A 13,183-nucleotide genomic window follows, 5' to 3' on the forward strand; every position below is an offset into this window, starting at 1 on the left:
TCAATTCAAATCGTCACGCTATTAAAAATCGCTACAAGTACGACTAACAAAGAATTTCAAAGATCGTTTTTTAATCTTAATCGCCCACTAGTGAAAACTGCTAATACAGAAAGAATTGTTAGGGACTTTGTAAAAGAACAGGAAGAAAAAGTAAAGCTACACCAGAGTCTTATCAATGAATCCTACTGGCAAATGGCCCTTCAGGTTCAGAATGAAGATAGTCTTTTAGATTATTTTAGTCTTTTATTACAACAACATTCCATTTATCAGGAATTACAGTCATGTAAAGAACCTCTATTTAATGATTTTTCAGATTTTGAGTTTCTAAAAAAGGTAAGAGAGTCAGGTGTTTTAAAAGATAAACTACTTCTTAAACAAGTTGATGAATTATGGAAGTTATTTCTTGCTTCACAATTAGGATATAATAAAATAGAAGAACAGCGAGCAGATATACTCAAACAATTATTTGAATTAAACCAAAGAACTCAAAAGGCCTGGAGAAAGAATGATTCTCTTTGGATGTATTATCAATCAAATATATTAAATCTGCATTCAGGGTTGAAAAAACTGGTTTTGTCATCAAATGATTTTGCTACTCAAATGGGCTATAATAATTACTTCTCTTTAATTCTTGAAGAAAGTAAGATGAATGAGCTGTCTTGGACAAATATGATAGCATCAATTGACAGTATAACGCGATCAGATTACATAGTAATGAAAAAAGAGTCAGAGAAATTTCTTTGTGACAGTTTAGGTTTAAAAAGAAATGTACTGACATTTAAACATTATGATCTGTTATTTAAACAATGCAGGTGGCCAATAAATTGGCATAAAAGTATTAGTGTGGATGAATTAAAAAATCAAACCAATAAACTTTTTCTTTCATATGGATTAGACCTAAAGCACTATGTTGATAAGAGTAATATCTATTTGGCAAAGAACGACTCAGTTGGTCGTTCAATCGTTCTTAACTGTGATAATTTCTATGATATAAGATGCTGTTATGCTTCATACAATACTGAACTTGATAAGGTCTTATTTATGACAGAACTTGGTGAGGTTGCAGCTTCTGCAATTATTGATGAAAGTGTACCCTATTTCTTGAGAGGACCTAACCATGTAGTTGAGAGCGTAATGCGAAATTTATGGGGTAATTTACCATATATTTCTGCAGATGCCCGGCGGGTATTGCATCTAAATAAGCCTGAATTCCAAATTGCATTTAGTACAGATCATTCATGGTATTTATACAGATTAAGATATCTTTTGGTTATTGCTCAAATGGAACATGAAGTTTTGGATAATCCTGACCAGAATTTTACAAAATTGTATTGGAGTTTAGTTGAAAAATATATGCTTATTAAAGTGCCGGAAAGACTCCAAGATGACTACTGGGTCAATGATCGTAATCTCATGTTAATGGATGGATCAGTTCAATACGAATTGATGGGAGCAATTCTCGCCGGGCATATTTGGCATACTATGACAAACGAAGAGGATGAGAAATTGATCGAATTACTTTGGTATTCGGCAAGTGATATTGACATGTATAACAAGATTGAGGCATTAACGAAGGAGACTATTAATCCAGCATTTATTAAAGGACTTTATACAGAGGAGGGATGATATGGGAAATATAAAGTTTCATTTTCAGTTTTGGGTAGTTTACATCACATTAATTGCGGCTCTTGTCAGTCTTGAAGGAAGTTTTCCATTTACTTTTTATTGGATGCATTTCTTATTGGATTTACCCGCAATTGCAATTTGTGCTTATCCTTTAACCTATTGGATTTATTTATTATATGGTTCTAAAAATATTTATTTATTAGGAGGTTTGGCTTTGTTCTTTTTAATCATTGCCAGTATTCTAAAGCTTTTTACAACTTATTACTTATTCTACAATATTTATTTGCCAAATGAATTGGCTCCGGATAATCTTTTTTCCTTGGAGCAGTTTGCAAGAAACCTGTTTTGGGTTGCTTTACCTTCAGCTTTATTGTTGTTATTCAGGTTAAATAAAAGTTGGATTTTTCTGCAGAATGAGCGATCTGAACTCCTAAGGTATCGTTTAGAGGCAGAATTGCAGATGCTTAAATCACAATTGAATCCGCATTTTCTGTTTAATGTGCTAAATAACTTGTATGCTCTTGCATTAATCAAGTCAGAGAAAACACCTAATCTGATAGCACGACTGTCAAATTTATTCGAGTATATGCTTTATCAAAGCAATAAATCGGTTGTGACCTTAGGAGAAGAATTAGAATTAATAAAAACATATATTGAACTACAGGAAATGAAATATGGAAACAGGTTAAAAGTATCTGTTAAATATGATAAGCATGCTGTTAATTTAAAGGTAGCTCCTCTATTGTTATTTCCTTTTGTTGAAAATTGCTATAAGCATGGTTGCAGTAATGACCCCATTAATCCTAAAATTAGTATTGAAATTCAAACGAATGGGGATCGAATTGATTATTTTATAGAAAATACAAAACCTGGTAATACCAATTCAAATAGTCCGAATCAAAAACACGGATTAGGAATAAAAAATACAATCAAACGATTACAAATACTTTACCCAAATAAACATAGTCTTGATATCAAAGATGACGAATTTTCTTACAAGGTTCATCTTAGTTTAATCGGGAATCCGTTAAATGAAAGAAAAATTGACAAAAATGTTATTTGGGATACAAACCTGGCACTAAATTGAGATATAATGAAAACTTTGTGTTTAGTAGTTGATGATGAGCCATTGGCACGACAATTAATACGTGAACATATTGGTAAGATACCTGGTTTTGAATTATCAGGTGAATGTAGTTCTGCGATGGAAGCAATGGCCTTTTTAAGAGAAGAGCGTGTTGATCTAATTTTTTTAGATATTCAGATGCCTCAAATAACAGGTCTGGATTTTTTAAGAACCATCGTAAAAAGACCCAAAGTTATTATTACTTCAGCCTATCGAGACTATGCTTTGGAAGGATTTGATTTGGATGTTATCGATTATCTTTTGAAACCAATCACTTTTGATCGTTTCTTTAAATCGATTACCAGGTATTGTCAATCAAATCAACCTGGTACATTAAATGAAGTTATAGTAAATGATAAATCTGCTCAGAACTTTTTATATGTTCGGGAAAACAAGCGATTTGTTAAAGTTGTGTATGATGATGTGCTTTATGTTGAAGGGTTTAGTGAATATGTAAAGATATATACTACCGAAAAGAGAGTAATAACAAAGCTATCGCTTTCATGGATGGAAGATCAGCTTCCTGAAGATAAATTTATTCGTATTCATAAATCATATATAGTGGCTTTAAATAAAATTGATGCCTTTACTTCCGGTTCAATTGAAATAGGAAGTAAAAAATTACCAATAGGTAGAAGTTTCAAGTTTAGTGTAGCTCATGTTCTTAATTTGGGAGTGGTGCAGTAATAAAGATAGTTTGGAGTTGTTGTGAATATTAAAAGTAAATTGGCTTATTTTGTACTTACTCATTAAAAGCAAAGTATCCAATTTCATTTATTGGCAACATGACTAATCTTAAAGGAAAAACAATAAACCTAAAAGGACAATTATATAACTGGGATATTCCAATGGTAATGGGTATCCTTAATATTACACCCGATTCGTTTTTTGATGGAGGCCAATATCAGCATAAGGTTGATATTCTTCATCGTTGTGAACAAATTTTAAAAGAAGGAGCTCAGATAATCGATATTGGAGCTTATTCAACCAGACCAGGGGCAGAGAATATATCGGAAGCAGAAGAACTTAAACGACTTACGACCTCATTAGAATGGATAAGAAAAGAATTTCCGGATATTATTATTTCAGTTGATACATTTCGATCGTTTGTAGCAGAAAAAGTTGTTTGTGATTTTGAAGTAGATATCATTAATGATATAGCTGCAGGTGAGCTTGATCAAAAAATGTTTAAGACTATTGCCCGTTTAGGGGTTTCTTATATCATGATGCATATGAAAGGAACACCTCAGAATATGCAGGAGAATCCACAATTTACGAACCTCATTCAGGAGGTGAGTTCTTATTTTTCCAGAAAGGTTGAAGAACTAACATGGCTTGGTGCAAACGACATAATTATAGATCCTGGGTTTGGATTTGGAAAAACGCTGGATCATAATTATCAGTTGCTGCGCGAATTAAAGCAATTTCAGCTTTTTGAATTACCTGTTTTGGTTGGAGTTTCCCGTAAGTCAATGATTTATAAGTTACTTGAGTTAGATGCTGCACATGCATTAAATGGTACATCTGTTATAAATACAATAGCTTTATTAAATGGAGCCAATATTTTACGAGTACATGATGTGAAAGAAGCGGTGGAATGTGTTAAATTAGTGCAGCAACTTCAAAATGCTTAAGATTAGATGACATTTTTAGAAATTCGATTAATAGATCTTGTAGATATAGTACTTGTAGCGTACCTGATGTTCCGTATCTATAAACTTATAAAAGGTACAGTTGCACTTAATATCCTAATCGGAATCTTTGCTTTCGTCTTATTATGGCTGTTAATAAAGGCCTTTAATATGGAATTATCTGCCAGTATTATGGATAATTTCGTAAATGTTGGAGTATTGGCATTTATTGTTGTGTTTCAACAAGAGATAAGACGATTTCTTATTTTATTGGGATCAAAATATAACCTTTCATCGAAGTTTTCGCTTGATAAAGTTTTTATGAATGAATCCAAAGGAATGATGGATATTTATAACATACCTGTGGTCAGGGCCTGTGAAAATCTTACCAAGACGAAAACCGGAGCACTAATTGTTATCTCAAAAAATTCAGAACTAATTGATTATGTACAAACAGGTGAGTTGATTAATGGGGTTATCTCAACTCAATTGCTCGAAAATATATTCTTTAAAAACAGTCCTTTACATGATGGTGCTGTAATTATTACCCGAAATAAAATAAAAGCAGCTGGTTGTATTTTGCCGGTATCACAAAACAGGAATTTACCGAAAAAAGTAGGCTTGCGACACAGGGCTGCCATGGGTATTACTGAGGCAACAGATGCCATGGCAATTGTAGTTTCAGAAGAAACCGGGAGAATTTCATTTTTTAGTAAAGGACAAATGGAAATGGGCGTTAGTCCTGATGAATTAAAAGAACTTTTATTGAATAATTAACGTAAGGCTAATTAATTGATACAATACTGGGTTTAATGAAGGTGAAAGATAAAATAGCAATTAGTGGAGCTACCGGCTTTATTGGCAAAGAATTAGTTAGTTTTCTTGAGAAAAATGGCTATGAGGTTGTGAAATTGAGTCGTGAACTATTGCATGAACCTTCAGAATTAACAAAGGCGATAAATGGATCAGACGCTGTAATTAACCTGGCCGGTCATAGTATTGCAGGCAGATGGAATGAGAAAGTGAAGAAGAAAATTCTTTACAGTCGTTTGAATGTAACACGAAGAATAGTTGATGCAATAGAAGCAGCAGTTGATAAGCCCAATGTTGTTATTTCAGCTTCTGCAGTTGGAATCTATGATACTTTTGAAGTTCATGATGAATTCTCAACAAATTATGCGAATGATTTTCTGGGTGAAGTTTGTCAGAAATGGGAAGAAGAAGCTTTGCGATTAGGTCATTCAAAGGATGTTCGTCTTTGTTTAGTTCGTTTGGGAGCCGTGTTGGGTAAAAGTGGAGGAGCATTTCCAAAATTAGTGAAGCCATTCAAATTTGGTTTAGGTGCGTCAATGGGAGACGGCCATCAGGTATTTCCAATAATTCACATTCAGGATGTATTAAGTAGTATTTGGTATTTACTGAAAAGAGAAGCGTCAGGAGGTATTTATAACCTGGTTGCCCCTGAAATGATATCTAACCTTGAATTCAGTGTAGCATTAGCAGAAAAACTAAAACGCCCTCTTTGGCTGAAATTACCCGAATTTCTATTGAAGTTGTTATTAGGAGAGGGTGCTGTTATTTTATTGGAAGGACAGAAGGTTATACCTAAAAGAATGTTAAAGGATGATTTTCATTTTTCTTTTCCAACGCTGGAATCAATGCTTGACGATCTTTGTTAAAACCATCAACAATCTATACAGCATAAAAAAGGGCTATCTTTTCAGATAACCCATTATTCAGTTTTGTTTTTTATTACGATCTTGGATGAAATTGTATTAAAGTATTCTTTAAATACTCTTTATCAAGATGAGTGTAAATCTCAGTAGTAATAATAGATTCGTGACCTAACATTTCCTGAACAGCTCTTAAATTAGCACCACCATCAATTAAATGTGTAGCAAACGAATGACGGAAAGTGTGCGGACTAATGTTTTTCTCAAAACCTAACTTTTTAGTAAGGTTTTTGATGATTGTAAAAATCATTACCCTTGATAATTTCTTTCCTCTTCTATTTAGGAATAGAATATCTTCGTCATCATGATTTATCTTAAGATTACGACGATATTCACTCAGGTAAAGATTAATTTCTTTAATTGCCTTAGTACTGATTGGAACTAATCTTTCTTTGTTTCCTTTTCCTTCAATTTTAATAAAACCTGATTCGAAGAAAAGATTTGAGATTTTAAGGTCAATTAATTCTGAAACACGAAGACCACAGCTATACAAAGTTTCCAAAATAGCTTTGTTACGTTGTCCTTCTGGTTTCTTGGTGTCTACAGCACTGATGATAGAATCAATTTCCTGAACAGAAAGAATATCTGGTAATTTTCTTCCAATTTTAGGTGATTCTAATAATGCAGTTGGATCTTTTTCTACTTTCTCTTCAATTAAAAGAAATTTATAGAAAGATTTAATGCCACTGATTACCCGGGCTTGAGTTCTTGGACTGATCCCCCTATTACCAATCCATTCCATCATTTCTTTAAGGTCTGCAAGAATGATATCTTCAGGACCTTTTTTCAACTTCTTATCTTCAAGGAAGGTCACCAGCTTGGTGAGGTCAGTCACATAAGCGTGAATGGAGTTTTCCGATAAACCTTTCTCGATTTTAAGATAGTTGCGAAACTCATTAATTTCTGATTCCCAATTCATAATTTTTTAAGTTTATTACAGTTTCCCAATTGTAAGTATAACCAAAAATAAATATTACAGTAACAAAGATCAAATATTTTACTAAAAATTACTATTATAAATATTAAAAACTGTTATTGTTAGGTGTTTTAAGTTTTATATTCCAATAAACAATCGTAATTTTGCGGCATTAATATCAAGAGGTATTATATGAACATACTTATAATTAATGGTCCAAATCTTAATTTATTAGGCAAACGAGAGCCTGGTATATATGGATCGGATACTTTTGAAGATTATTTTAATATTCTTCTTGAGAAATTTAATGGTGTTGATTTAGAATATTTTCAATCTAATCATGAAGGCGAAATTATCGACAAGCTTCATGAAAAGGGATTTGAAATTGACGGTATTGTTTTAAATGCTGGTGCGTTTACACATACGTCATTAGCAATTGCCGATGCCATTTCTGCCATTAAAAGTCCGGTTGTTGAAGTACATATTAGTAATGTATTTAAAAGAGAGGCAGTAAGGCATCATTCATTTATAAGTCCGGTATGTATGGGAAGTATATCAGGCTTTGGTCTTGATTCATATCGTTTAGGAGTTGAGGCTTTATTGAGTATTAAATCAAAATAATTGTTACAATTAAATATAGAATTTTATTAATTTTTTGGATCGAGCAGGGGAAGGGCTGGATTCAATATGTTTAAATAGTTGCATACCTCCAGAAAAATTTAATTATGAAGAAGTTTACGAAAATTGTTGCTACAATTTCAGATCGTGATTGCGAAGTTGACTTTTTAAAGCAGTTGTATAAGGCTGGGATGAACGTTGTTCGTTTGAATACCGCTCACCAGGACTTCGAAGGTGTTAAAAAAGTAGTTGATAATGTGAGAGCTGTTTCTGACAAAATCGCTATTTTGATTGACACTAAAGGCCCGGAAATTAGAACTTCAAAATGTGAAGGTAACCTCAAGTTTAAAACGGGTGATGTTGTTAAGGTTAAAGGCGGAATTGAAAATGAATCGTCTAAAGAATGTATCTATGTAAGCTACGAAAGCTTTGTTCAGGATGTACCTGTTGATGGTGATATCTTGATTGATGATGGTGAAGTAGCTCTTAAAGTTAATGCAAAAGAAGGTGATGCATTGGTTTGTACTATTACCAATGATGGTGAAGTTGGAAGTCGTAAGAGTGTGAACGTTCCAGGTGTTCGTATTAACTTACCTTCCGTTACTGAAAAAGACAGAAATTTCATTAAGTATGCAGCTGAGATCGGAATTGACTTTGTAGCACACTCTTTTGTTCGTAATAAGGAAGATGTTTTAGAAGTTCAGTCTATTCTTGATGAGAAGAACAGCCCGATGAAAATTATTGCTAAGATTGAGAATCAGGAAGGTGTTGAAAACCTAGAGGAGATCTTAGAGCATGTTCACGGTATCATGGTTGCTCGTGGAGATTTAGGTATTGAAGTTGCTCAGGAAAAAATTCCTGGAATTCAGCGTCAAATGATTCGTGCTTGTGTTGAGGCTAAAAAACCGGTTATTGTGGCAACTCAGATGTTACACACAATGATTAAGAATCCTCGTCCAACACGTGCTGAGGTTACAGATGTTGCAAATGCTATCTATCACCGTACTGACGCAATCATGTTAAGTGGTGAAACTGCTTATGGTAGTTATCCTATTGAGGCTGTTAAAACAATGTCAAAAATTGCCAAAGAGGTTGAAGCTGCCAAAGATTCACGTAACGATATTCCTGTGCCTAAAAACGAAGCTGAAGTTACAGCTTATTTGGCAGATACTGCAGTTAATGCAAGTAAAACATTGGATATTAAAGCCGTGTTAACTGAAGCTTTAACAGGAAAAACAGCTCGTTATATTGCTGCTTTCCGAGGAACAGCTCCTGTATACGCATTGAGTCACTCTGCTGAAGTTGGTCGTCAATTAGCTCTTTCATATGGTGTTTATCCTCGTGTTATGGAAGAAGGTGCTGATAGCAACGATATTCTTAAGAAAACCCTTAAAAAACTAATGAAAAAAGAAGTTTTAGAAGGAAATGATTTGGTTGCCTATTTAGGTGGAAGTTTAGGATTTGGTGGTGGTACCACTTATCTTGAAATTATCACAGCTGATGCTTTACTTAAGAAAATTGATGGAGCAAAATAATTATCACAGATATTAAAAGGAGCGCCATTCTTACGAATGGCGTTTTTTTTGATCATTTTTAAATTTTATAAAAAGCTGATAAGCAGTTGTTGTTGGATTTAGTGAAGTTAATTTTTTAAATGATTTTGAAAATAGGTTTGCATATAAGAAAAGAAGAGTTACCTTTGCATCGCTTTCAGAAAAGGACATTCTTAGTGATCTGACGAAAGTCTTACTAGTTAAGGGGTACAGAAGAAAGCAATTGAATTTCAAATGTGAAGTTCGACAAAAAAAGATGTTGAAAGATATCTAAACTGGTCTGGTAGTTCAGCTGGTTAGAATGCCGGCCTGTCACGCCGGAGGTCGCGGGTTCGAGTCCCGTCCAGACCGCTAGTTTAGAAAGAAGATTTTGTGATAATCCAAAAGAGGGTCTGGTAGTTCAGCTGGTTAGAATGCCGGCCTGTCACGCCGGAGGTCGCGGGTTCGAGTCCCGTCCAGACCGCTTTCTTTGACATTATCATTTTAGGTCTGGTAGTTCAGCTGGTTAGAATGCCGGCCTGTCACGCCGGAGGTCGCGGGTTCGAGTCCCGTCCAGACCGCAATCTTTTTTAAAACATCTTAGGTCTGGTAGTTCAGCTGGTTAGAATGCCGGCCTGTCACGCCGGAGGTCGCGGGTTCGAGTCCCGTCCAGACCGCAAAAAGGGAGCAATTTGCTCCCTTTTTTGTTTTAATAATTATTCTTTTAAACCAACACGGTTTTAGTAATCAATCGCTCTTTGATAAATTCAGGTGTCCTTACTGGTTTACCTGAATCTGCTTTGATAAATGCAAGAGTTACCATCGCCTCATTAATTAGCTCACTATTTTGGTTAAACGTTCTGTAGGTAAAGGCTAATTTAATGTTTAAAATGTTCTCAACCCTAACTTCTATACTTAGGTTGTCATCGTAAAAAGCAGGCTTAATAAACTTAAAATCCATGTTTATAACCGGCATGAATAATCCCTTCTCTTCAATAGCAGAATAAGGAATATTAAGTGATCTGAAAAACTCCCATCTCGCATTTTCATAGATACGCGCATAATTGGAATGATGAAGAAACTGCATTTTATCTGTTTCTGCATAACCAACTCTGTGGTGGTGGATATAAGAATTGCTTTTTAGTGATGACTGCATTGATGATCTTCTTTGTTGTTATGACTTGAATGAGAATCACACACTATTTTTGAGTCAATGGCTTCACCTTTAATGTACGATTGAATAACATCTTCAATCGGACCAGAACATCCTCTTATTACGCGGATATTGGCATTATTTATTTTGTTAACTGCTCCCTGTCCCATATTTCCTGCAAGCATAACAGTTACACCTTTATTTCTAAGTGTACCGACTATGTCGGTCTTACAGCCACATCCATTGGGTGAAGGAACTTCTTCGATATCAACAATTTTATTATTGTCAACTGTAGCTATGCTAAAATATTGACAATGTCCAAAATGATCATCTACTAAATTGTCTTTAGTTGGAATTGCAATTTTCATAATCTGTATTTTAAATTATTCACTTTGTATATCTTTAATCGCAATAGCCTGACCTTTGATTAATGCTTCGGCTATTTTTTTATGTGCAGAGGTAATAATGCGACCAAATGTTTGACGACTAATATTCATTTGTTTGGCAGCTTCTTCCTGATATAATCCCATAAAATCTGCCAGGCGGATACTTTCATATTCATCGAGAGTTAACTCAATTTCTTCAATATCTCTTAAAGGTACTCCTGCAGGTTTATAGTAGGTTATGGTTGGTTTACCACAAATATGTCGTTGCGTCTTTTTTCTTGGCATATGCTCATTATAAAATCATGACAAATATAAGCATATGCTCATAATATACAAATGAATATGCGTGTTTAAATTTGAAGGTTATTTGTATCTGGTATAAAATGAGCTAACTAAAGAAACTGAAGTGTACCTTTCCGTATTTTTTTACTTCCTTAAAATAAGGATGAGATTCAAATGTTTTTTTATCCGAATGTTCAAGAATGAAAATTCCATCTTCTTTCAGTAGGTGCTGTTTAAAAAAGTGGTCAGGAATTGTATCGAAATTTTTTAAGTCAAAAGGAGGATCAGCAAATACAAGATCGAATTTTTCACTCGTTTTTTGGAGGTATTTAAAAGCATCAGCCTTTAAAATTCTAATGAACTGATCAATTTCAAGTTCTTGTATTGTTTTCTTGATGAATATATAATGGTTATAATTTAATTCAATAGTAGTAATGTCTTCACAACCTCTCGAAGCGAATTCATATGAAATACTACCAGTGCCAGCAAATAGATCCAATACTTTCAATTCTTCAAAGTTTACACGGTTAACTAAGATGTTGAATAAACTTTCGCGTGCTATATCTGTAGTAGGACGAGCTTTAAAGCTTTTGGGTGGTGAAAATCGTCGGCCTTTTAAAAATCCACTAATTATACGCATATCGCTAGATTGAAAAGATTGTGATGCTCTTGTTTAACTTGTTCCTTTATCTTTAATGTATCACTAAAATTAAAGTGAAAAGATGAATCTGTGATTTTAGTGTTTCTTAAATAATTTTTAAGAGCTACATAATTAGGATTTTGTCTGTCGTAAATACCGTGTAAGTGAATTTTTGTATTATCGGTTGACATTTTTAACTGTTCAAATGCAAAAAGAACAAAATAGACAAAGTCGTTGGTATTAGTAAATTTAAATGAATTGCATAGTTTGAGTGATCTTGATTCCATAACAACAATATCAAAAAAGTTTTGATGAAGATTAATGTGAATACTATTCTCCTGCTTTTGATTTTGAGCAGATAGCAAGCACCCTTCAACAAAAGGTGAATATTGCTGATAAAATGATACAGAATCAAATTGGTTACTTATCAGGTAATAAAGAAACTTAGGGATTGCAAAAATATTCCAGGCATCTGCCATTTTTATTTTTTGATCCTTTAGAATCCAATCATCCGTTGTTATACTATGATTTAAATTGTATAATTCGCGCTTTTTTGCAGGATCATATAAGGCTGATGGAACTAATGTTGCATAAGGTGTTTCTATCATGAATAATACCTTCTTATAAGGTAAATTCAGAAGTTTCTCTGTGATTAAAAGCTCCTGCGTTTTAATATGATCTGTGCTTGTATCTCTGAACGGAATATCTGCGTAGGCAATATAGGTATTCGTTACAGGATCAAGAACACAAAAAGAAAGTCCATCCGAAGCAGATCGGATGGACAAAAAATAAGAAGTTGTAATGCTTTCGTCGAATGACGGAGATACAACGTATGTTTTGGTCATATTACTATTCCCAGTTACCAGCATTATTGTTAGCTTCCTCTAATGAACCTACTTTAAGTCCAGGATATTTTTCAAATTTCTGAGTCTTGTCATTTAAGTTGATAATTTCCTGTTCTTCAAGTCCTTTTAGATAAATGTTGTTGTGTACTTTAGCTTCAAATACATGAACTTTAACACCTGAACCTGTTTCAACAACTCCGGCTCCCATTTCATATTTTTCGCCGTCAACAAAAGGAATAAATGGTAATGAATCAACCGAATATCCTACTGGAAATAAAGAGTCTTTAACACTAACGCGAATAGTGTCCCTTGTAATTATGCCTAATGCTAAAGCTTTTACTTCAGTCATACCAGCCTCCAACATACTGTCGGTTAAACTACCTTCTTTCATAACTAGCGGTAGTGAATCGTTTTTGATAAAATTAATCAAAGTGTCGAAGCTTCCTGTATATTTGTTGTAAACAGACTTGTACGCAACCTGTGCATCGCGCATAAACATCAACTTTTCCACATTAGCTTTCTTTCTCAATTCATGAGCATCCTGAAAGCGGATTGGTTTTTGAATACTCTCAACACACAAATAGCCTAAAGCAATAATAGCAACTGTAAGGACAATCTGAATCACTGTTTTCATTATCTTCGGAATTTTGTTTTAGTTTGAATGCCCCAAAGTTAAAAAAAAAATCAAATTATGA

Annotated in this window: 15 protein-coding genes and 4 tRNA genes; 12 read left to right on the forward strand and 7 right to left on the reverse strand. The window is 33.9% G+C overall.

Going from position 1 to position 13,183, the window contains the following annotated elements; genetic code table 11:
- Positions 1-90: 90 nt before the first annotated feature.
- From ACRD62_RS13510 to ACRD62_RS13535, 6 genes are all read left to right on the forward strand, one after another.
- Entirely contained in the window at positions 91-1,626 is a 1,536-nt protein-coding gene (locus tag ACRD62_RS13510) for a hypothetical protein (RefSeq protein ID WP_430820640.1), read from the forward strand.
- Position 1,627: 1 nt separating this feature from the next.
- Positions 1,628-2,713 carry a sensor histidine kinase gene (locus ACRD62_RS13515; RefSeq protein WP_430820641.1) on the forward strand — a complete coding sequence of 362 codons (1,086 nt, stop codon included), beginning with the start codon at positions 1,628-1,630 and terminating at the stop codon, positions 2,711-2,713.
- A gap of 6 nt (positions 2,714-2,719) precedes the next feature.
- Positions 2,720-3,439, forward strand: a complete 720-nt coding sequence (locus ACRD62_RS13520; RefSeq protein ID WP_430820642.1) for a LytR/AlgR family response regulator transcription factor — start codon at positions 2,720-2,722, stop codon at positions 3,437-3,439.
- Positions 3,440-3,537: 98 nt separating this feature from the next.
- Positions 3,538-4,386 carry a dihydropteroate synthase gene (gene folP / locus ACRD62_RS13525; RefSeq protein WP_430820643.1) on the forward strand — a complete coding sequence of 283 codons (849 nt, stop codon included), beginning with the start codon at positions 3,538-3,540 and terminating at the stop codon, positions 4,384-4,386.
- 6 nt (positions 4,387-4,392) lie between these two features.
- Positions 4,393-5,160 carry a diadenylate cyclase CdaA gene (gene cdaA / locus ACRD62_RS13530; RefSeq protein ID WP_321410831.1) on the forward strand — a complete coding sequence of 256 codons (768 nt, stop codon included), beginning with the start codon at positions 4,393-4,395 and terminating at the stop codon, positions 5,158-5,160.
- A gap of 35 nt (positions 5,161-5,195) precedes the next feature.
- The gene (locus ACRD62_RS13535; protein WP_430820644.1) at positions 5,196-6,062 is read left to right on the forward strand and encodes a TIGR01777 family oxidoreductase; all 867 of its coding nucleotides are present in this window, start codon (positions 5,196-5,198) and stop codon (positions 6,060-6,062) included.
- Between the two features lie 73 nt (positions 6,063-6,135).
- Here ACRD62_RS13535 and xerD read toward each other — a convergent pair whose 3' ends face one another.
- Entirely contained in the window at positions 6,136-7,035 is a 900-nt protein-coding gene (gene xerD, locus ACRD62_RS13540) for a site-specific tyrosine recombinase XerD (RefSeq protein ID WP_321410827.1), read from the reverse strand.
- Between the two features lie 189 nt (positions 7,036-7,224).
- Here xerD and aroQ point away from each other — a divergent pair, with 189 nt between their 5' ends.
- From aroQ to ACRD62_RS13570, 6 genes are all read left to right on the forward strand, one after another.
- A complete protein-coding gene (gene aroQ, locus ACRD62_RS13545; RefSeq protein ID WP_430820645.1) occupies positions 7,225-7,653 on the forward strand; it encodes a type II 3-dehydroquinate dehydratase in 429 nt (142 codons plus the stop codon).
- Between the two features lie 104 nt (positions 7,654-7,757).
- Positions 7,758-9,185, forward strand: coding sequence for a pyruvate kinase (pyk, locus tag ACRD62_RS13550; protein ID WP_430820647.1), 1,428 nt, complete (start codon positions 7,758-7,760; stop codon positions 9,183-9,185).
- 295 nt (positions 9,186-9,480) lie between these two features.
- Positions 9,481-9,554, forward strand: a tRNA-Asp gene (locus ACRD62_RS13555).
- Positions 9,555-9,592: 38 nt separating this feature from the next.
- Positions 9,593-9,666, forward strand: a tRNA-Asp gene (locus ACRD62_RS13560).
- A gap of 23 nt (positions 9,667-9,689) precedes the next feature.
- Positions 9,690-9,763, forward strand: a tRNA-Asp gene (locus tag ACRD62_RS13565).
- Between the two features lie 22 nt (positions 9,764-9,785).
- Positions 9,786-9,859, forward strand: a tRNA-Asp gene (locus tag ACRD62_RS13570).
- Between the two features lie 47 nt (positions 9,860-9,906).
- On the opposite strand, the gene ACRD62_RS13575 is transcribed toward ACRD62_RS13570, so the two are convergent.
- The 6 genes from ACRD62_RS13575 to ACRD62_RS13600 form a co-directional block, all read right to left on the reverse strand.
- The gene (locus tag ACRD62_RS13575; protein ID WP_430820648.1) at positions 9,907-10,338 is read right to left on the reverse strand and encodes an acyl-CoA thioesterase; all 432 of its coding nucleotides are present in this window, start codon (positions 10,336-10,338) and stop codon (positions 9,907-9,909) included.
- Complete coding sequence (locus ACRD62_RS13580; protein ID WP_430820649.1) at positions 10,323-10,703, reverse strand: NifB/NifX family molybdenum-iron cluster-binding protein; 381 nt, start codon at positions 10,701-10,703, stop codon at positions 10,323-10,325. The genes ACRD62_RS13575 and ACRD62_RS13580 overlap by 16 nt, the downstream gene beginning before the upstream one ends.
- A 15-nt stretch (positions 10,704-10,718) precedes the next feature.
- On the reverse strand, positions 10,719-11,006 hold the full coding sequence (locus ACRD62_RS13585) for a DUF134 domain-containing protein (protein ID WP_430820650.1): 288 nt from the start codon (positions 11,004-11,006) through the stop codon (positions 10,719-10,721).
- Between the two features lie 103 nt (positions 11,007-11,109).
- Positions 11,110-11,643: an RsmD family RNA methyltransferase gene (locus tag ACRD62_RS13590; protein ID WP_430820651.1), complete on the reverse strand. Its 534-nt coding sequence runs from the start codon at positions 11,641-11,643 to the stop codon at positions 11,110-11,112.
- Complete coding sequence (locus ACRD62_RS13595; protein WP_430820652.1) at positions 11,634-12,488, reverse strand: DUF3822 family protein; 855 nt, start codon at positions 12,486-12,488, stop codon at positions 11,634-11,636. Before ACRD62_RS13595 ends, ACRD62_RS13590 begins: the two co-directional genes overlap by 10 nt.
- 4 nt (positions 12,489-12,492) lie before the next feature.
- The gene (locus ACRD62_RS13600; protein ID WP_430820653.1) at positions 12,493-13,122 is read right to left on the reverse strand and encodes a hypothetical protein; all 630 of its coding nucleotides are present in this window, start codon (positions 13,120-13,122) and stop codon (positions 12,493-12,495) included.
- Positions 13,123-13,183 lie beyond the last annotated feature (61 nt).

The sequence above is a fragment of the Carboxylicivirga caseinilyticus genome (assembly GCF_050589785.1).
In the GTDB taxonomy this organism is placed as follows: Bacteria; Bacteroidota; Bacteroidia; order Bacteroidales; family Marinilabiliaceae; genus Carboxylicivirga; species Carboxylicivirga caseinilyticus.

Bases quoted from the DNA above. Each gene is read 5' to 3' on its own strand.
- aroQ (WP_430820645.1), top strand. From the start codon at position 7,225: ATGAACATACTTATAATTAATGGTCCAAATCTTAATTTATTAGGCAAA.
- cdaA (WP_321410831.1), top strand. From the start codon at position 4,393: ATGACATTTTTAGAAATTCGATTAATAGATCTTGTAGATATAGTACTT.
- ACRD62_RS13515 (WP_430820641.1), top strand. From the start codon at position 1,628: ATGGGAAATATAAAGTTTCATTTTCAGTTTTGGGTAGTTTACATCACA.
- ACRD62_RS13580 (WP_430820649.1), bottom strand. From the start codon at position 10,703: ATGAAAATTGCAATTCCAACTAAAGACAATTTAGTAGATGATCATTTT.
- ACRD62_RS13595 (WP_430820652.1), bottom strand. From the start codon at position 12,488: ATGACCAAAACATACGTTGTATCTCCGTCATTCGACGAAAGCATTACA.
- pyk (WP_430820647.1), top strand. From the start codon at position 7,758: ATGAAGAAGTTTACGAAAATTGTTGCTACAATTTCAGATCGTGATTGC.
- ACRD62_RS13520 (WP_430820642.1), top strand. From the start codon at position 2,720: ATGAAAACTTTGTGTTTAGTAGTTGATGATGAGCCATTGGCACGACAA.
- ACRD62_RS13575 (WP_430820648.1), bottom strand. From the start codon at position 10,338: ATGCAGTCATCACTAAAAAGCAATTCTTATATCCACCACCACAGAGTT.
- ACRD62_RS13590 (WP_430820651.1), bottom strand. From the start codon at position 11,643: ATGCGTATAATTAGTGGATTTTTAAAAGGCCGACGATTTTCACCACCC.
- folP (WP_430820643.1), top strand. From the start codon at position 3,538: ATGACTAATCTTAAAGGAAAAACAATAAACCTAAAAGGACAATTATAT.
- xerD (WP_321410827.1), bottom strand. From the start codon at position 7,035: ATGAATTGGGAATCAGAAATTAATGAGTTTCGCAACTATCTTAAAATC.
- ACRD62_RS13585 (WP_430820650.1), bottom strand. From the start codon at position 11,006: ATGCCAAGAAAAAAGACGCAACGACATATTTGTGGTAAACCAACCATA.
- ACRD62_RS13600 (WP_430820653.1), bottom strand. From the start codon at position 13,122: ATGAAAACAGTGATTCAGATTGTCCTTACAGTTGCTATTATTGCTTTA.
- ACRD62_RS13535 (WP_430820644.1), top strand. From the start codon at position 5,196: ATGAAGGTGAAAGATAAAATAGCAATTAGTGGAGCTACCGGCTTTATT.